Raw genomic sequence first — 17,982 nt, 5'->3', positions numbered from 1 at the left:
CGGGTGGCCTCTAGTCTGATCGCGGAGCATAGTTACTCGTCGGTTAGTTACTCGCCAGTCACACGATCAGCCAGTCATGCAGCGCTGCCGGGCCCGGAGGATGTCGTGAGCGACACACAGAACGTGATCGAGAACCGGCCGCCCTCCGTGGCGACCCTCTTCATTGAGCGCGTGGCGGCCACGCCGGAAGCGGAGGCGTACCGCTACCCCGTGCCCCCGGCCTCCGGCGAGGGCCCCGACGACTGGCGGTCGCTGAGCTGGTCCCGCGCGGCCGAGCGGGTGTACGCGGTGGCCGCCGGCCTGATCGCGCTGGGTGTACGGCCCGAGGAGCGCGTCGCGCTCGCCTCCGCCACCCGCGTCGAGTGGATCCTCGCCGACCTCGGGGTGATGTGCGCGGGCGCCGCGACGACGACCGTCTACCCGTCGACCAACACCGAGGAGTCCGCGTACATCCTCGCCGACTCGGGCAGCCGGGTGCTGATCGCCGAGGACGCGGCCCAGCTGGCGAAGGTGCGCGAGAGCCGTGCCGAGCTGCCCGACCTCGCCCATGTCGTGGTGATCGAGGCCGCCGACGCCCAGCCCGCCGAGGGCGACCCGGAGGGCTGGGTGCTCTCGCTCGCGGACCTGGAGGCACGCGGCGCCGAGTACCTGACCCGGCACCCCGAGGCGGTCAAGGAGCGGGTCGCGGCGATCGAGGCCACCCAGCTGGCCACCCTGATCTACACCTCCGGCACCACCGGACGCCCCAAAGGGGTGCGGCTGGCGCACGACAGCTGGTCGTACCTGGCCAAGGCCATCGCCGCCACCGGCCTGATCAACCGGGACGACATCCAGTACCTGTGGCTGCCGCTCGCCCACGTCTTCGGCAAGGTGCTCACCTCCGGCCAGATCGAGGTCGGCCACGTCACCGCCGTGGACGGACGCGTCGACAGGATCATCGAGAATCTGCCGGTGGTCCGCCCGACCTACATGGCGGCCGTGCCGAGGATCTTCGAGAAGGTCTACAACGGAGTCGCGGCCAAGGCGCGGGCCGGCGGCGGCGCCAAGTACAAGATCTTCCAGTGGGCGGCCGGCGTCTCCCGCGAGTACGCCAAGGTCTCCCAGGACAACTTCCGCCGTACCGGGACCAAGTCCGTGCCGTTCGCACTCGGCGCCAAGCACCGGGCCGCCGACGCGCTCGTCTACGCCAAGCTGCGCGAGGCGTTCGGCGGCCGGCTGCGCGCGGCGATCTCCGGGTCCGCCGCGCTCGCCCCCGAGATCGGCTACTTCTTCTCCGGCGCCGGGATCCACATCCTGGAGGGGTACGGACTGACCGAGACCAGCGCGGCCAGCTTCGTCAACCCGGGCGAGGCGTACCGCACCGGCACGGTCGGCAAACCGCTGCCCGGCACCGAGGTGCGGATCGCGGACGACGGCGAGATCCTGCTGCGCGGCCCGGGGATCATGGCCGGATACCACGGGCTGCCCGAGAAGACGGCGGAGGTCCTGGAGCCCGACGGCTGGTTCCACACCGGCGACATCGGCGAGCTGTCGGTCGACGGTTTCCTGCGGATCACCGACCGCAAGAAGGACCTGATCAAGACGTCCGGCGGAAAGTACATCGCGCCGGCCGAGGTCGAGGGCCGGTTCAAGGCGGTGTGCCCGTTCGTCTCGAACATCCTGGTGCACGGCGCGGACCGCAACTTCTGTACGGCGCTGATCGCCCTCGACGAACCGACCATCCTCGACTGGGCGGCGGAGAACGGCATGGCCGGCCGGCCGTACGCCGAGGTGGTCCGCTCGGCGGCGGTCGAGCGGCTCATCGACGGCTACGTACAGCGGCTGAACGAGGGTCTCCAGCGCTGGCAGACCGTCAAGAAGTTCCGGCTGCTCCCGCGCGACCTGGACATCGAACACGGCGAGCTGACCCCGAGCCTCAAACTGAAGAGGCCGGTCGTGGAGCGGGAGTACAAGGTCCTGATCGAGGAGATGTACGAGGGCTCACGGGAGGCGTGACGCCCGGCGCGGGCAGGGGCGCCAGCGCGGCGGCGGACGGGCCGGAGTCGTCAGCGCGGCGGACGGTCGTGAGCGCGGCGGACGGGTCGTGAGCGCGGGCCCGCCCCTGCCCGCCCCGCCCCGAGCGCTTTCGCCCGCCGTCAGCCCTCCCGCCCGCGCCGCAGCTCTCCCAGCGTCTCCTCTATCCGGGCCAACTGCGCTCCCAGTACGGCCAGATCGTTCGGCGCTGTGCTCCGCAGCGCGTCCTCGATCGAGGACAGCCGTCCCGCGATGTCCCCCAGATGCTCCTGCTCGCGCGTCAGCGCCCGCTCCAACGCGCGCTTCTTGCGGTGCAGATCGAGAAAGACGCCGACCTTGGCGCGCAGCATCCAGGGGTCGAACGGCTTGGTCAGAAAGTCCGCGGCTCCCGTGGCGTACCCCCGGAAGGCATAACCGCTGTCGGATTCAGGTCCGTTCAGAAAGATGATCGGGATGTCCTTGGACGGGGCGAGCCGCTTGATCCGGTAGGCGGTCTCGAAACCGTCCATGCCGGGCATGCGCACATCCAGCAGCACCACCGCGAACGGCTCCCGCAACAGCGCCCCTACCGCTTCCTCGCCCGAACGGGCCCGTACGAGCGGCTCGTCCAGCGAGGCCAGCACCGCTTCGAGCGCCAGGAGGTTGTCCTCCATGTCGTCGACGAGCAGGATGCTCGCCCGCTCGGAGGTGACTGTCGTCCTGCTCATTCCGTACTCCTTGTCCGGCCCCTGTGTTTCGGCCAGGGAGGCAAGAATGCTCTGTTCGGATCGGTTCCGCACGCCGTTCGGCTCGTTTGAGAGTGTGTTGTGGCCGATCTCGTTCTTGATCCCGTAGTGCGTCCCGATGTCAATGCTTGGGACAAATCTGCCGCGACTTCCCTGACTCTGCGGATGGGAGCGCGCTCCGTCTGTCACGCTGTCGGGATCGTAAGCGGCACAACGCCAGAACCGGATCAGGAGCCGCAGTGGGGCCCATTCCGATTCCGCGCGAGACCCTTCACCTTCCGGCACCCCAGGTGCCGTTACGCGGGGGCGCGCGGTCCACCTCTCATACCAGTCTGCCCGGCAATCCGCTCGCCCCGGCCGCCGCCCGCCGCTTCGCGCGCGCGGCGCTCGCCGACTGGACCAGCCTCGGGCTCCTCGCCACCTGCACCTTCTGCCACGGCGACGAGAGCTGCTCGCCCGGCCGGCACAGCACCGACCTGCTCGCGGACGACGCGGTGCTGATCGTCGACGAACTCGTCACCAACGCGGTCGTGCACGCCGGGACCACCGTCGACGTGCTCTGCCGCCTGGAGACACCCGCCGAAGCCGCCTCCGGACAGGACGAGGAGCCGGCCGCCCTCGTCCTGGAGGTCTCCGACCACCATCCCGCCCGCGTCGTGGGCGGTGACACGGACGACGAGGACGACCCGGACGGCGACGTACGCGAGCGCATGCCGTCCGGCATCCCCGAGTACGGCCGGGGTCTCCAACTCGTCGCCGCCCTCGCGGAACGCTGGGGCATCACCTACCGCTCCGGCCTCAAGACCGTCTGGGCCCGGCTGCCGCTCGAAGGCCGCGACACGGGACCCGGCCGGCCCGCCGAACCCGTACTGCGCCGGGGACTGCGCGCCGCCGAGATCCTCGCGCCCGCGACCCGGCGCCCGGTCCGCGACGCCCCGGAGTGGACGGGCCGCGGCGCCCTCTCCTTCCTCGCCGAGGCGTCCGAACTGCTCGCGGGACAGCTCGACGAGGAACTCGTCGCCGCGCTCGCCACCCAGCTCCTCGTACCCCGGCTCGCGCAGTGGTGCGCGGTCTGGCTGGACGGGGCGGGCGGCCAGTCCGGCGCCCCGCCCCGGCTGGCCCGCGTCTGGCACGCCGACGAGTCCCGGATCGAGCCCCTGCGCGCCGCCCTGGACAAGGAGCCGCCACGCCTGCCGGACCCGCCCAGGGGCGAACCGGTGCAGGTGCCGTGGCCGGGCGGCGGCACCGAGGACGGACCCGAAGACGGTCCTGACGGCAAGTCGGGGGGTGGTGCCGCTCTCGCCTGCCGGCTGGTCGCGAACGGACGCGCCCTCGGCACGCTGCTGCTCGGCAGACCCGGGCAGAGCACCGTCCCCGACGAAGTCGCCGCGCTCGTCGAGGACTTCGCGCGCCGCGTCGCCCTCGCGATCGGCGCCGCCCGCCGCTACACCCGTCAGGTCACCATCAGCCGCGTCCTCCAGCGCGGGCTGCTGCCCAGCCAGGTGGCGAGAATCCCCGGGATCGCCAGCTCCCTGGTGTACGAGCCGAGCGACGACGGTCTCGCGGGCGGCGACTTCTACGACGTCTTCCCCTGCCCGCCGGGCGACCGCTGGTGCTTCATGCTCGGCGACGTGCAGGGCAGCGGCCCCGAAGCCGCCGTCGTCACCGGCCTCGCCCGCCCGTGGCTGCGGCTGCTCGCACGCGAGGGCTACCGCGTCGGCGCCGTGCTCGACCGCCTCAACCGGCTCCTCCTGGACAACGCGACGGAGGCGGCGGATTCGGCGTCACTGATGGCCACGACGGGCGCGGTGGCCGCTGTGGGCGCCATCCCCGGCACCGTGCAGCCGGCCTCGCCCGGTGGCCCCGCCGAGGGCGGCCAGGCCCGTTTCCTCTCGCTGCTGTACGGCGAGCTGATGCCCCTGCCGGGCGAGGGCGGCGGCATCCGCTGCACCCTCGCGAGCGCCGGCCACCCGCTGCCCCTGCTGCTGCGGCCCGACGGCACCGTACGGGCGGCGGCCGAACCCCAGCTGCTCCTCGGGGTGGTCGACAAGGTCGCGTACGAGAGCAGCACCTTCGACCTGGAGCCGGGCGACACCCTGCTCTGCGTCACCGACGGGGTCACCGAGCGCCGCTCGGGCGGGCGCCTGCTGGACGACGGCGACGGGCTCGCGCGGGCCCTCGCGGCATGCGTGGGGATGACGGCACAGGGCGTGGCGGAGCGGATACGGCGTGCCGTGCACGAGTTCGCGGAAACACCGCCCGGGGACGATCTGGCGCTGCTGGTGCTCCAGGCCGAGTGACGGGCCGGGCTTCTCCCGTACGGGTCGCGGGCCACCGGGCCGCCGTCCGGCCCGCGGCCACCGCGCGGCGCCGTTCACCTGTCCCGTACGGGACACTGGGGACATGCCTTCCGCACTGCCCGACGGTGACCCCATGCCCGAGACCGGCGCGCTGCCCCCGCACGCGCTGGCGGGCGCGGCGGACCGGCCGCTCGGCTTCTACCTGCACGTTCCGTACTGCGCGACCCGCTGCGGCTACTGCGACTTCAACACGTACACGGCGACCGAGCTGCGCGGTTCCGGGGGCGTCCTGGCCTCCCGCGACAACTACGCCGAGACGCTGGCCGACGAGGTCCGGCTGGCCAGGAAGGTGCTGGGCGACGACCCCCGGCAGGTCCGTACCGTATTCGTCGGCGGCGGCACCCCCACGCTGCTCGCCGCCGGGGATCTCGTCCGGATGCTGGGGGCGGTCCGGGACGAGTTCGGGCTCGCGGACGACGCCGAGATCACCACCGAGGCGAATCCGGAATCGGTCGATCCGGCCTATCTGGCGGCCCTGCGCGAGGGCGGCTTCAACCGGATCTCCTTCGGGATGCAGAGCGCCAAGCAGCACGTGCTGAAGGTCCTGGACCGTACCCACACCCCCGGACGCCCCGAGGCGTGCGTCGCGGAGGCCCGCGCGGCCGGATTCGAACATGTCAACCTCGACCTGATCTACGGCACGCCGGGGGAGAGCGACGACGACTGGCGCGACACCCTCGCGGCGGCGCTCGGAGCCGGCCCCGACCACATCTCGGCGTACGCGCTGATCGTGGAGGAGGGCACCGGGCTGGCCCGGCGCATCCGGCGCGGCGAGATCCCGATGACGGACGACGACGAGCACGCCGACCGCTATCTGATCGCGGACCGGGCGCTCGCCGAGGCGGGCTTCTCCTGGTACGAGGTGTCCAACTGGGCCACCTCCGATGCGGGCCGCTGCCTCCACAACGAGCTGTACTGGCGCGGCGCCGACTGGTGGGGCGCGGGACCGGGTGCCCACAGTCATGTGGGCGGCGTGCGCTGGTGGAACGTGAAACACCCCGGCGCGTACGCCCAGGCGCTCGCTGAGGGCCGCTCGCCGGGCGCCGGGCGCGAGATCCTCACCGAGGAGGACCGCCGGGTCGAGCGCGTCCTGCTCGAACTGCGGCTGGCCGACGGCTGCGACCTGTCCCTGCTGAAACCCGCCGGAGCGGCGGCGGCCGACCGCGCGGTAAGGGACGGCCTCCTGGACGCCGGTCCTTACACGGAGGGGCGCGCGGTGCTGACGCTGAAGGGGCGGCTGCTGGCGGACGCGGTCGTCAGGGACCTGGTGGACTGATCACCCGCCCGCGTCGGGGCACCGCCCGCGTCCGGGACGCCGGCCGGCCTCGGCAGCCGCCCGGCGTCAGACACTGCCCGGACACCAGACGTCAGTCATCAGACATGAGACATCAGGCGTCGCCACCGGCCGTGACGAAGTCGATCAGCTCCTCCACCCGTCCCAGCAGCGCCGGTTCCAGGTCCTTGTACGAGTGCACCCGCGACAGGATGTGCTGCCAGGCCGCGCCCGTGTTCGGGGGCCAGCCCAGCGCCCGGCACACGCCCGTCTTCCAGTCCTCGCCCCTCGGTACCACCGGCCACGCCCCGATGCCCACCGAGGACGGCTTCACGGCCTCCCACACGTCGATGTACGGATGGCCCACCACCAGGACGTCCGCGCCCGTCACCGACGCCGCGATGCGGGACTCCTTCGAGCCGGGCACGAGATGGTCGACCAGGACGCCCAGGCGCGCGTCCGGCGCCGGGGCGAAGTCGGCGACGACGGCGGGGAGATCGTCGATCCCGCCGAGATACTCCACGACCACCCCCTCGACGCGCAGGTCGTCGCCCCAGACCTTCTCGACCAGCTCCGCGTCGTGCCGCCCCTCCACATAGATGCGCCCCGCCCTGGCGACCCGGGCCCGGGCCCCCGGGACGGCGACCGAGCCCGACGCCGTACGGGCGGGCCGCGCCGGGCCCCCGGCCGAGGGACGGACCAGGGTCACCACCCGGCCCTCCAACAGGAAGCCACCGGGCACCAGAGGGAAGACCCGGTGTTTGGAGAAGCGGTCCTCAAGAGTGACCGTCGGGCCCTCCGCCGTCTTCTCGCAGCGGATCACCGCGCCGCAGAAGCCCGTCGACACCTCCTCGACCACCAGATCCGGTTCGGCGGGCACCTCCGGCGCGGGGGTGGACCTCTTCTTCCACGGCGGGGTCAGGTCGGGGCTGTAGCTGCGCATTCGCAAGACGATAAACCGGACGGCCGGTGAGGGCTACGACACGCCGAAACGGGCCGCCAGCGCGTCGCGTTGCGCCCGGACGAAGGCCGCGTCCACCACCGACCCGTGCCCCGGTACGTACACCGCGTCCGGGCCGCCCAGCGCCAGCAGCCGGTCCAGCGCGGCCGGCCAGCGGGCGGGGACCGCGTCCGGGCCCGCCTGGGGCTCCCCCGACTCCTCGACCAGATCGCCGCAGAACACGACGGCGGGGGAGCCCGGCACCACCAGCGCCAGATCGTGCGCGGTGTGGCCGGGGCCCACCCGGGCCAGCAGCACGTCCGCGCCGTCGCCCAGGTCGATCGCCAGCTCCCCCGACACCGCGTGCCCGGGCGCCACCAGGAGGTCCACCGCCTCGGCCGCCTCGGCCGCCGCGAGGCCCTCCCGCACGGCGTCCTCGTACAGCGGCGCGCGGTCCGCCGCCAGCAGCTCCGCCGTCCCCGCCGCGCCGTACACCTCGGCCCCCGCGAACGCCGCGGTGCCGAAGACATGGTCGAAGTGCGGATGGCTCAGTGCGATATGCGTCACGCGGGCCCCGCCGAGCAGCGCCCGCGCCGACGCCAGGAGTTCCGCGCCCTCCCGGAGCGAGGACCCCGTGTCGAACAGCAGGGCGCCGCTCTCCCCGGCCACCAGCCCCACCGTCGCGTCCCACCCCGGCAGCCGCCGGCGGCTCACTCCGGGAGCCAGCCGCTCCCACCCGTGCCCATGTCCTTCGACGTCCATACAGGGACGCTACGGGAGACTCCCGGCAGCCGCCGTGTCCGCCGGTACCGGTCCCGGCGAGGCGGCGTCGTCGGCTGCCTTGCTAGGGGTGTCCCCCACGGCCGTACACTGACACGGGGAGTACTGGCACTCCCCGCGAGCGAGTGCCAAGCAGAACGAGTGCCGAGCAGGAAACAGAACGAGTGCCGAGCAGAATCCGACGGACGACAGCTGGAGGTGTGCCGCATGCTCAGCGAACGCAGGCTTGAGGTGCTGCGGGCGATCGTCCAGGACTATGTCGGCACGGAGGAGCCGGTCGGCTCCAAGGCGCTCACCGAGCGGCACAAGCTCGGCGTCTCCCCGGCCACCGTCCGCAACGACATGGCGGTGCTGGAGGACGAGGGCTTCATCGCCCAGCCGCACACCAGCGCCGGGCGCATCCCGACCGACAAGGGCTACCGCCTCTTCGTCGACCGGCTGGCCGGGGTCAAGCCCCTGTCGCTGCCCGAGCGCCGCGCCATCCAGAACCTGCTGGACGGGGCCGTCGACCTCGACGACGTCGTGGGCCGTACGGTGCGGCTGCTGGCGCAGCTGACCCGGCAGGTCGCCGTCGTCCAGTACCCCTCGCTGACCCGGTCGACGGTGCGGCACGCGGAGCTGCTGGCGCTCGCGCCCGCCCGGCTGATGCTCGTCCTGATCACGGATACCGGACGGGTCGAGCAGCGGCTGGTCGACTGTCCCGCGCCCTTCGGCGAGACCTCCCTCGCGGATCTGCGGGCCCGGCTCAACAGCCGGATCGTCGGGCGCCGCTTCGCGGACGTCCCGCAGCTGGTGCAGGACCTGCCCGACTCGTTCGAGCCGGAGGACCGGGGGACCGTCTCCACGGTGCTCGCGGTCCTGCTGGAAACCCTGGTCGAGGAGACCGAGGAGCGGCTGATGATCGGCGGCACCGCCAACATCACCCGCTTCGGACACGACTTCCCTCTGACCATCCGGCCGGTGCTGGAGGCGCTGGAGGAGCATGTGGTGCTCCTCAAGCTGCTCGGCGAGGCGGCCGATCCGGGCATGACCGTACGTATCGGGCACGAGAACGCCCATGAGGGCCTCAACTCCACGTCCGTCGTCGCGGTCGGCTACGGTTCGGGCGACGAGGCAGTCGCAAAACTCGGCGTGGTCGGACCGACCCGCATGGACTACCCCGGAACGATGGGAGCGGTACGCGCAGTGGCACGTTACGTCGGACAGATCCTGGCGGAGTCGTAAGTGGCCACGGACTACTACGCCGTACTCGGCGTGCGCCGCGACGCTTCGCAGGACGAGATCAAGAAGGCATTCCGGCGGCTCGCCCGCGAGCTGCACCCGGATGTCAATCCCGATCCCAAGACGCAAGAGCGTTTCAAGGAGATCAACGCCGCGTACGAGGTGTTGTCGGACCCGCAGAAGAAGCAGGTCTACGACCTCGGCGGCGACCCCCTCTCGGCCAGCGGCGGGGGAGGCGGCGCCGGTGGCTTCGGCGCCGGTGGCTTCGGCAACTTCTCCGACATCATGGACGCGTTCTTCGGCACGGCGTCGCAGCGCGGCCCGCGCTCGCGCACGCGGCGTGGCCAGGACGCCATGATCCGGCTGGAGATCGACCTCAACGAGGCGGCCTTCGGCACGACCAAGGACATCCAGGTCGACACGGCCGTCGTGTGCACGACGTGCTCGGGCGAGGGCGCCGCACCCGGCACCTCCGCGCAGACCTGTGACATGTGCCGCGGCAGGGGCGAGGTCTCGCAGGTCACCCGGTCCTTCCTGGGCCAGGTCATGACCTCCAGGCCGTGCCCGCAGTGCCAGGGCTTCGGCACGGTCGTCCCGACGCCGTGCCCCGAGTGCGCGGGCGACGGCCGTATCCGGTCGCGCCGTACGCTCACGGTCAAGATCCCGGCCGGTGTCGACAACGGAACCCGCATCCAGCTCGCCGGCGAGGGCGAGGTCGGCCCCGGGGGCGGCCCCGCGGGCGATCTCTACGTCGAGATCCACGAGTTGGCGCACGCGATGTTCCAGCGCCGCGGCGACGACCTGCACTGCACGGTCACGGTGCCCATGACGGCGGCGGCGCTGGGCACGAAGTGCCCGCTGGAGACGCTGGACGGCATGGAGGACATCGACGTACGCCCCGGCACCCAGTCGGGCCAGTCGATCCCGCTGCACGGGCGCGGCATCACGCATCTGCGGGGCGGCGGCCGGGGCGACCTGATCGTGCACGTCGAGGTGATGACGCCGTCGAAACTCGACCCCGAGCAGGAACGGCTGCTGCGCGAGCTGGCGAAGCTGCGTGGTGAGGAGCGGCCCACGGGCCAGTTCCAGCCGGGGCAGCAGGGGCTGTTCTCGCGTCTGAAGGACGCCTTCAACGGACGGTAGGCGCACCGCTGTCGGCAGGGGCCCGGGGAGCGATCCCCGGGCCCCTGCCGTGTCTTCTCCGCCGCGGCCCCTGTCGGGCGCTCCGTCACACAGCTGGGGCGACACCGATTCGGAGCTGTCACGGAGGGCATGGCACGATGCCTGCATGTCCTCCGTACTGACCGATCTCTGCCGGTATCCGATCGTGCAGGCCCCCATGGCGGGCGGCGCTTCCTGCCCGCGGCTGGCCGCGGCCGTCTGCGAGGCCGGCGGGCTCGGCTTTCTCGCCGCCGGGTACAAAACGGCGGACGGTCTGTACGAAGAGATCAAACAGCTGCGCGGGCTCACCGCCCGGCCCTTCGGCGTCAACCTCTTCATGCCGCAGCCGAACTACGCGGACCACGCGGCCGTCGAGGTCTACCGCAATCAGCTCGCCGGCGAGGCCACCTGGTACGAGACGCCGCTCGGAGACCCCGACTCGGGCCGCGACGACGGCTACGAGGCGAAGCTGGCGATCCTGCTGGACGACCCGGTGCCGGTCGTCTCGTTCACCTTCGGCTGTCCGACCAGGACCACCCTGGACGCGTTCGCCAAGGTCGGTACCGTCACCGTCGTCACGGTGACCACCCCCGAGGAGGCCCAGACCGCGGAGTGGTCCGGCGCCGACGCCGTCTGTGTCCAGGGCGTCGAGGCCGGCGGCCACCAGGGGACGCACCGCGACGACCCGGCCACCGACGGCGCGGGCCTCGGGCTGCTGTCGCTGGTGACGCAGGTCAGGGAGACCGTGCAGATCCCGGTCGTCGCGGCCGGCGGACTCATGCGCGGCGCCCAGATCGCGGCGGTCCTCGCGGCGGGCGCGGACGCGGCGCAGCTCGGCACGGCGTTCCTGGTGTGCCCCGAGTCCGGCGCCAACACGCTGCACAAGCAGGCCATGACCAATCCGCTGTTCGTCAGGACCGAGCTGACCCGGGCGTTCTCCGGCCGCCCCGCCCGAGGGCTCGTCAACCGCTTCATGCGCGAGCACGGCCCGTACGCGCCCGCCGCCTACCCGGAGGTCCACCACCTGACCTCCGGACTGCGCAAGGCCGCCGCGCGGCTGGGCGACGCGCAGGGCATGGCGCTGTGGGCGGGGCAGGGCCACCGGCTGGCCCGTGAACTGCCCGCCGGCGAGCTGGTGGAGCTGCTGCACGCGGAACTCACCGAGGCCCGCGCCGCGTTGACGTGCGAGCCGAAGGACGCCTCGTGACCGCTCCCGTCTTCCTGGTCGACGACTTCGCTGCCGGACCCGGCGGACGGTTCGTCGTGGACGGGCCCGAGGGGCGGCACGCCGTCGCTGTGAAGCGGATGCGGCCGGGCGAGGACGTCGTCCTGACCAACGGCGCCGGGCGCTGGGCCGACTGCGTGGTGCTGGGCAGCGAGGGCAAGGACCGGCTGATCGTCCAGCTCGACTCGGTGTCCGAGGCGGAGCCGGAGAGCCCGCGCATCACCGTCGTCCAGGCGCTCCCCAAGGGCGACCGGGGCGAACTCGCCGTCGAGACCATGACGGAGACCGGCGTCGACGCGATCGTCCCGTGGGCCGCCTCCCGCTGCATCACCCAGTGGAAGGGCGACCGGGGCGCCAAGGCCCTCGCCAAGTGGCGGGCCACCGCGCGCGAGGCGGGCAAGCAGTCGCGGCGGGTGCGGTTCCCCGAGGTCGCGGACGCGATGAGCACCAAGCAGGCCGCCGCGCTGCTGGCGACGGCGGACTTCGCCGCCGTACTGCACCAGGACCAGGAGGCGGGCAGCGAGCCGCTGGCCGTGGCCGAACTGCCCACCGAGGGCTCGATCGTGCTGGTCGTCGGGCCCGAAGGCGGCGTGTCCCCCGAGGAACTGGCGGCTTTCGCCGAGGCGGGCGCGCGCTCGTACTACCTCGGCAGCACGGTGCTGCGCACCTCGACCGCCGGAACGGTCGCCACCGCCGTGGTGATGGCCCGCACCGGCCGCTGGTCCTGAACAGGGCGTCCGGCGCCGGATAGCATGCGTCCGTACGGAATCGATCATCAGCCGCGGCGGCCGCCGCGCCGAGTCGAGGAGGCCCGCGCCATGGCGGGAGAACCACAGGCCGACTGCCTGTTCTGCAAGATCGTCTCGGGCGATGTGCCGGCCACCGTCGTCCGAGAGACGGAGACCACCGTCGCCTTCCGGGACATAAACCCGCAGGCCCCCACGCATGTGCTGGTCATTCCCAAGGCGCACTACCCGGACGCGGGCACCCTCGCCGCCGCCGAGCCGCTGATCGCCGCCGACGTCCTGCGCGAGGCCGCCGCCGTCGCGGCCGGCGAGCAGGTCGACGGGACCGGCTACCGGATCGTGTTCAACACCGGTTCCGGCGCGGGCCAGACCGTCTTCCACGCGCACGCGCACGTCCTGGGCGGACGCGGCCTCAACTGGCCTCCCGGGTAGCGGTCTTGTCCGTACGGGAACTGGTCGTCCTGGGCACCGCCAGTCAGGTGCCCACCCGCCACCGCAACCACAACGGCTATCTCCTGCGCTGGGACGGCGAGGGCCTCCTCTTCGACCCCGGCGAGGGCACCCAGCGCCAGATGCTGCGCGCGGGCGTCGCCGCGCACGACCTCAACCGCATCTGCGTCACCCACTTCCACGGGGACCACTCGCTGGGGCTCGCCGGGGTCATCCAGCGGATCAACCTCGACCGGGTGCCGCACGAGATCACCGCCCACTACCCGGCGAGCGGGCAGCGTTTCTTCGACCGGCTGCGGTACGCCACGGCCTACCGCGAGTCCGTCGCGCTGACCGAGGCGCCGGTGCGCCACGACGGCGTCCTCGCGAGCACCCCCTCGTACACCCTGGAGACGCACCGGCTCTCCCACCCCGTCGAGTCCTACGGCTACCGCCTGGTGGAGCCCGACGGGCGCCGGATGGACCCGGCGCGGCTGGCCGCGCACGGGATCGCCGGGCCCGACGTCGGCCGGCTCCAGCGCGCGGGCACCTGGAACGGCGTCACGCTGGACGAGGTCAGCGAGGTGCGCAGGGGACAGCGGTTCGCGTTCGTGATGGACACCCGGCTCTGCGACGGGGTGCACGCGCTGGCCGAGGGGTGCGACCTGCTCGTCATCGAGTCCACGTTCCTGGACGAGGACGAACGGCTGGCGACCGACCACGGCCATCTCACGGCGGGCCAGGCCGCGCGGGCGGCGCGGGACGCGGGGGTGGCGCATCTGGTGCTGACGCACTTCTCGCAGCGGTACCCCGACCCGGGCGCGTTCGAACGGCAGGCCCGCGCCGCCGGGTTCGAGGGCGAACTGACGATCGCCGCCGACCTCGTACGGGTGCCGCTGCCCAAGCGGGCCCGCTGACCGGGCCCGCCACCGGCCTTCCGGGCGGCTCGCTCGGGCACGGCGGCGGACCGCGGATCCGTTCGGGTCCGCTGGATCGGGCAGACTGTCGTGATCCGCACGCGATCGGGAGCCCGCCGTGATCACACCCAACGGAGACCCGCTGGACCACATCGCCCATGTCGACCCGCTGGAGGGACTGCGCAGGCCCGACGATCCGGAGTGCGACGTCTATCTGACGGGCACGGTCTTCCTCGACATCGTCTTCACGGGTCTGGACAGCGCGCCCGTGCGCGGTACCGAGTCCTGGGCGCGTGGCATGGGATCGAGCCCCGGCGGGATCGCCAACATGGCCACAGCGCTGGCCCGTCTCGGACTGCGCACCTCGCTCTCCGCCGCCTTCGGCGACGACCATTACGGCGAGTACTGCTGGGACGCGCTCGCGGAGGGCGAGGGCATCGACCTGTCCCGCTCACGCACCGTCGCGGACTGGCACTCGCCGGTCACCGTCTCCATGGCGTACGAGGGCGAGCGCACGATGGTCTCGCACGGCCACGAGGCGCCACCGCCCGAGGGCGCCCTGCCGGAGTGCCCGCCGCGCGCGCGTGCCGCCGTCGCGGCGCTGGCACCGGGGCGCCGGGACGAGTGGATCGCCAGGTCGGCGGGGCTCGGCACCCGGATCTTCGCCGACGTCGGCTGGGACGAGACCGGCCGCTGGGACCTGGCCGGGCTGGCGGACCTGGAGCACTGCGAGGCGTTCCTGCCCAACGCCGAGGAGGCGATGCGCTACACCCGCGCCGACTGCCCCAGGGAGGCCGCCCGGCTGCTCGCGGAGCGGGTCCCGGTCGCGGTGGTCACGCTGGGCGCTGAGGGCGCGTACGCGGTGGACGGCTCCACGGGTGAGACCGCCGAGGTCCCGGCGATCGCGGTGGAGGCGCTGGACCCGACGGGGGCGGGCGACGTCTTCGTGGCCGGATTCGTCACCGGCACACTGGCCGGCTGGCCCCTCGCGGACCGGCTGGCCTTCGCGGGGCTGACCGCCGCGCTCTCCGTGCAGGAGTTCGGCGGGTCGCTGTCCGCGCCCGGCTGGGCGGAGGTCGCCGCCTGGTGGAGCTATGTGCACGGCTGCTCGGACCAGGACCCGGCGGCCCTGCGGCGCTACGGCTTCCTGGCGGAGATGCTGCCCGCGCCGCCCCGCCCGTGGCCGCTGCGGCGGGCCGTACCGACGATCGGGTTCGGCCGCTCGGCCTGAGCGGCCGCTTCGCCCAGGGCGCAAGGAAAAGCACTGGGGCGCTGTCCGCGCGGGGTCGTACGCTGGTAACCCAGAGGTTGTCGAGCAGCGAGAACCCTGCAACGGGAGGTATGCGCAGGCCACAGCGCCGGCCCATGACTCAGACACCTACAGCCCAGACCCCCGCGCCGGGGCAGGCCCACGCCCGGTTCACCGTGCCCGCCTCACACCCGATGGTGATGGTCCTCGGATCGGGCGACGCCCTGCTCCGGGTGGTCGAGAGGGCCTTCCCCGACGTGGACATCCACGTCCGGGGAAACGAGATCAGCGCGGCGGGCGGCGCGGCGGACGTCGCGCTCGTCCAGCGCCTGTTCGACGAGATGATGCTGGTGCTGCGCACCGGTCAGCCGATGACGGAGGACGCGGTGGAACGCTCCATTGCCATGCTCAGGGCGAGTGAGAACGGCGGTGCGGACGGTCCCGAGACCCCCGCCGACGTGCTCACGCAGAACATCCTGTCCAGCCGGGGCCGGACGATCCGCCCCAAGACGCTCAACCAGAAGCGGTACGTCGACGCCATCGACAAGCACACGATCGTCTTCGGCATCGGCCCGGCCGGTACGGGCAAGACGTACCTCGCCATGGCGAAGGCGGTCCAGGCGCTCCAGTCCAAGCAGGTCAGCCGGATCATCCTGACCCGGCCGGCCGTCGAGGCGGGGGAGCGGCTCGGCTTCCTGCCCGGCACGCTCTACGAGAAGATCGACCCGTATCTGCGCCCGCTCTACGACGCCCTGCACGACATGCTCGACCCCGACTCCATCCCCCGGCTGATGGCGGCGGGCACGATCGAGGTCGCGCCGCTCGCCTACATGCGCGGCCGGACCCTGAATGATGCTTTCATCATCCTGGACGAGGCGCAGAACACCAGTACGGAACAGATGAAGATGTTCCTGACGAGGCTCGGCTTCGACTCGAAGATCGTCATCACCGGCGACATCACCCAGGTCGACCTGCCGGGCGGCACCAAGAGCGGTCTGCGCCAGGTCCAGGACATCCTGGAGGGCGTGGAGGACGTGCACTTCTCCCGGCTCACGTCCCAGGATGTCGTACGGCACAAGCTCGTCGGCCGTATCGTCGACGCGTACGAGCGGTACGACAACGAAAACGGGAAGTAGAGCAGCAGCGCACCATGTCGATCGACGTCAACAACGAGTCAGGTACCGAGGTCGACGAGCAGGCGATCCTCGACATCGCCCGCTACGCGCTCACCAGGATGCGTATCCACCCCCTCTCCGAACTCTCGGTGATCGTGGTGGACGACGCGGCGATGGAGCAGTTGCACATCCAGTGGATGGATCTGCCGGGCCCCACCGATGTCATGTCCTTCCCGATGGACGAACTGCGTCCGCCGGTCAAGGACGACGAGGAGCCCCCGCAGGGGCTCCTCGGTGACATCGTGCTCTGCCCGGAGGTGGCGAAGCGGCAGGGCGAGGAGGCCCCGACGCAGCACACCATGGACGAGGAGCTCCAACTGCTCACCGTGCACGGCGTGCTGCATCTGCTCGGCTACGACCACGAGGTGCCCGAGGAGAAGGCCGAGATGTTCGGGCTCCAGGCCGCGATCGTGGACGGCTGGCGGGCCGAGCAGGGACTGACCGGTCCGTCGCCCGCGCCGACCGTCTCATGACCGCCCAACTGATCGCCGGCGCGGTCGCCCTGGTCGTCGTCGCCTGGCTGGCGGCGTCCGCCGAGGCCGGGCTCGCCCGCGTCTCCAGCTTCCGGGCGGCCGAGGCGGTGCGCTCGGGCCGCCGGGGGGCGGCGAAGCTCGCACAGGTCGCCGCCGACCCCACGCGCTATCTCAATGTGGCCCTGCTGGTGCGCGTCGCCTGCGAGATGGCGGCCGGGGTGCTGGTCACCTACGTCTGCCTGGAGGAGTTCCGGGAGACCTGGGCGGCGCTCCTCGTCGCCATCTGCGTGATGGTCCTCGTCTCCTACGTCGCGGTGGGTGTCTCGCCGCGCACCATCGGCCGCCAGCACCCGCTGAACACGGCCACGGCCTCCGCGTACGTCCTGCTGCCGCTGGCCCGCGTGATGGGCCCCGTACCGCAGCTGCTGATCCTCCTCGGCAACGCCCTGACCCCCGGGAAGGGCTTCCGCAAGGGCCCGTTCGCCAGTGAGGCCGAGCTGCGGGCGATGGTCGACCTCGCCGAGGCCGAGTCCCTCATCGAGGACGACGAGCGCCGGATGGTGCACTCCGTCTTCGAGCTGGGCGACACACTCGTCCGCGAGGTCATGGTGCCGCGCACCGACCTGGTCGCCATCGAGCGCTCCAAGACGGTCCGTCAGGCGCTCACCCTCGCGCTGCGCTCCGGCTTCTCGCGCATCCCGGTCACCGGGGAGAACGAGGACGACATCGTCGGCATCGTCTACCTCAAGGACCTGGCGCGCAAGACACACATCAACCGCGAGTCCGAAGCCGACCTGGTCTCCACGGCGATGCGCCCGGCCGCCTTCGTGCCCGACACGAAGAACGCGGGCGACCTGCTGCGCGAGATGCAGCAGGAGCGCAGCCATGTCGCGGTCGTCATCGACGAATACGGCGGCACGGCGGGCATCGTCACGATCGAGGACATCCTGGAGGAGATCGTCGGCGAGATCACCGACGAGTACGACCGCGAGCTGCCGCCCGTCGAGGAGCTGGGCGACGGCGCCTACCGGGTCACGGCCCGGCTGGACATCGGTGACCTCGGCGAGCTGTTCGGACTCGACGAGTACGACGACGAGGACGTCGAGACGGTCGGCGGACTGCTGGCGAAGGCCCTGGGCCGGGTCCCGATCGCGGGCGCCAGCGCCGAGGTCGCCCTCCCCGACGGCCGTACGCTCCGGCTGACCGCCGAATCCCCGGCCGGCCGCCGCAACAAGATCGTCACGGTGCTGGCGGAGCCGGTGCGCGAGGAGGCGTCGGCGTCGTGACGGGCGGCG

16 protein-coding genes are annotated in these 17,982 nt (G+C 72.2%); 13 read left to right on the top strand and 3 right to left on the bottom strand.

Features of this window, described 5'->3' with window-relative positions; translation table 11 throughout:
• Window positions 1-105: 105 nt before the first annotated feature.
• Window positions 106-1,995: an AMP-dependent synthetase/ligase gene (locus ACFY6S_RS10765; protein ID WP_388830381.1), complete on the top strand. Its 1,890-nt coding sequence runs from the start codon at window positions 106-108 to the stop codon at window positions 1,993-1,995.
• Window positions 1,996-2,135: 140 nt separating this feature from the next.
• On the opposite strand, the gene ACFY6S_RS10760 is transcribed toward ACFY6S_RS10765, so the two are convergent.
• Window positions 2,136-2,720, bottom strand: a complete 585-nt coding sequence (locus ACFY6S_RS10760) for a two-component system response regulator (RefSeq protein ID WP_388830384.1) — start codon at window positions 2,718-2,720, stop codon at window positions 2,136-2,138.
• Window positions 2,721-2,977: 257 nt separating this feature from the next.
• Between ACFY6S_RS10760 and ACFY6S_RS10755 the strand changes: the two genes are divergently transcribed.
• Together ACFY6S_RS10755 and hemW are read left to right on the top strand one after the other, a co-directional pair.
• On the top strand, window positions 2,978-5,038 hold the full coding sequence (locus ACFY6S_RS10755) for a SpoIIE family protein phosphatase (protein WP_388830387.1): 2,061 nt from the start codon (window positions 2,978-2,980) through the stop codon (window positions 5,036-5,038).
• Window positions 5,039-5,141: 103 nt separating this feature from the next.
• Window positions 5,142-6,374: a radical SAM family heme chaperone HemW gene (gene hemW, locus ACFY6S_RS10750; RefSeq protein WP_388830390.1), complete on the top strand. Its 1,233-nt coding sequence runs from the start codon at window positions 5,142-5,144 to the stop codon at window positions 6,372-6,374.
• 112 nt (window positions 6,375-6,486) lie between these two features.
• On the opposite strand, the gene ACFY6S_RS10745 is transcribed toward hemW, so the two are convergent.
• Entirely contained in the window at window positions 6,487-7,314 is an 828-nt protein-coding gene (locus tag ACFY6S_RS10745) for a DUF3097 domain-containing protein (protein ID WP_388830393.1), read from the bottom strand.
• Between the two features lie 33 nt (window positions 7,315-7,347).
• Window positions 7,348-8,073, bottom strand: coding sequence for an MBL fold metallo-hydrolase (locus tag ACFY6S_RS10740; protein WP_388830396.1), 726 nt, complete (start codon window positions 8,071-8,073; stop codon window positions 7,348-7,350).
• 225 nt (window positions 8,074-8,298) lie between these two features.
• Here ACFY6S_RS10740 and hrcA point away from each other — a divergent pair, with 225 nt between their 5' ends.
• The 10 genes from hrcA (at window position 8,299) to ACFY6S_RS10690 (ending at window position 17,973) form a co-directional block, all read left to right on the top strand.
• The gene (gene hrcA / locus ACFY6S_RS10735) at window positions 8,299-9,315 is read left to right on the top strand and encodes a heat-inducible transcriptional repressor HrcA (RefSeq protein WP_388830399.1); all 1,017 of its coding nucleotides are present in this window, start codon (window positions 8,299-8,301) and stop codon (window positions 9,313-9,315) included.
• Window positions 9,316-10,455, top strand: a complete 1,140-nt coding sequence (gene dnaJ / locus ACFY6S_RS10730; protein WP_388830402.1) for a molecular chaperone DnaJ — start codon at window positions 9,316-9,318, stop codon at window positions 10,453-10,455.
• 145 nt (window positions 10,456-10,600) lie between these two features.
• Window positions 10,601-11,680, top strand: coding sequence for a nitronate monooxygenase (locus tag ACFY6S_RS10725; protein ID WP_388830405.1), 1,080 nt, complete (start codon window positions 10,601-10,603; stop codon window positions 11,678-11,680).
• Window positions 11,677-12,426 (top strand): 16S rRNA (uracil(1498)-N(3))-methyltransferase, encoded by a 750-nt coding sequence (locus tag ACFY6S_RS10720; RefSeq protein ID WP_388830408.1) that lies wholly within the window; start codon window positions 11,677-11,679, stop codon window positions 12,424-12,426. Before ACFY6S_RS10725 ends, ACFY6S_RS10720 begins: the two co-directional genes overlap by 4 nt.
• 90 nt (window positions 12,427-12,516) lie before the next feature.
• The gene (locus ACFY6S_RS10715) at window positions 12,517-12,876 is read left to right on the top strand and encodes a histidine triad nucleotide-binding protein (RefSeq protein WP_388830411.1); all 360 of its coding nucleotides are present in this window, start codon (window positions 12,517-12,519) and stop codon (window positions 12,874-12,876) included.
• Between the two features lie 5 nt (window positions 12,877-12,881).
• Window positions 12,882-13,790: a ribonuclease Z gene (locus ACFY6S_RS10710; RefSeq protein WP_388830413.1), complete on the top strand. Its 909-nt coding sequence runs from the start codon at window positions 12,882-12,884 to the stop codon at window positions 13,788-13,790.
• A 118-nt stretch (window positions 13,791-13,908) separates the two neighbouring features.
• Window positions 13,909-15,021, top strand: coding sequence for a carbohydrate kinase family protein (locus ACFY6S_RS10705; protein ID WP_388830416.1), 1,113 nt, complete (start codon window positions 13,909-13,911; stop codon window positions 15,019-15,021).
• A gap of 134 nt (window positions 15,022-15,155) precedes the next feature.
• Window positions 15,156-16,175 carry a PhoH family protein gene (locus tag ACFY6S_RS10700; protein ID WP_388830419.1) on the top strand — a complete coding sequence of 340 codons (1,020 nt, stop codon included), beginning with the start codon at window positions 15,156-15,158 and terminating at the stop codon, window positions 16,173-16,175.
• Window positions 16,176-16,189: 14 nt separating this feature from the next.
• Window positions 16,190-16,687 (top strand): rRNA maturation RNase YbeY, encoded by a 498-nt coding sequence (gene ybeY, locus ACFY6S_RS10695; protein ID WP_388830422.1) that lies wholly within the window; start codon window positions 16,190-16,192, stop codon window positions 16,685-16,687.
• Window positions 16,684-17,973 carry a hemolysin family protein gene (locus ACFY6S_RS10690; protein ID WP_388830425.1) on the top strand — a complete coding sequence of 430 codons (1,290 nt, stop codon included), beginning with the start codon at window positions 16,684-16,686 and terminating at the stop codon, window positions 17,971-17,973. Before ybeY ends, ACFY6S_RS10690 begins: the two co-directional genes overlap by 4 nt.
• Window positions 17,974-17,982 lie beyond the last annotated feature (9 nt).

This window comes from Streptomyces sp. NPDC012835, from assembly GCF_042900885.1.
Lineage (GTDB): Bacteria > Actinomycetota > Actinomycetes > Streptomycetales > Streptomycetaceae > Streptomyces.
This window is presented reverse-complemented; position numbering and strand designations above follow the sequence as displayed.

Coding starts and splice junctions, on each gene's coding strand:
- ACFY6S_RS10760 (WP_388830384.1), bottom strand. CDS start 2,720: ATGAGCAGGACGACAGTCACCTCCGAGCGGGCGAGCATCCTGCTCGTC.
- hemW (WP_388830390.1), top strand. CDS start 5,142: ATGCCTTCCGCACTGCCCGACGGTGACCCCATGCCCGAGACCGGCGCG.
- ACFY6S_RS10745 (WP_388830393.1), bottom strand. CDS start 7,314: ATGCGCAGCTACAGCCCCGACCTGACCCCGCCGTGGAAGAAGAGGTCC.
- ACFY6S_RS10740 (WP_388830396.1), bottom strand. CDS start 8,073: ATGGACGTCGAAGGACATGGGCACGGGTGGGAGCGGCTGGCTCCCGGA.
- hrcA (WP_388830399.1), top strand. CDS start 8,299: ATGCTCAGCGAACGCAGGCTTGAGGTGCTGCGGGCGATCGTCCAGGAC.
- ACFY6S_RS10725 (WP_388830405.1), top strand. CDS start 10,601: ATGTCCTCCGTACTGACCGATCTCTGCCGGTATCCGATCGTGCAGGCC.
- ACFY6S_RS10715 (WP_388830411.1), top strand. CDS start 12,517: ATGGCGGGAGAACCACAGGCCGACTGCCTGTTCTGCAAGATCGTCTCG.
- ACFY6S_RS10700 (WP_388830419.1), top strand. CDS start 15,156: ATGACTCAGACACCTACAGCCCAGACCCCCGCGCCGGGGCAGGCCCAC.
- ybeY (WP_388830422.1), top strand. CDS start 16,190: ATGTCGATCGACGTCAACAACGAGTCAGGTACCGAGGTCGACGAGCAG.
- ACFY6S_RS10690 (WP_388830425.1), top strand. CDS start 16,684: ATGACCGCCCAACTGATCGCCGGCGCGGTCGCCCTGGTCGTCGTCGCC.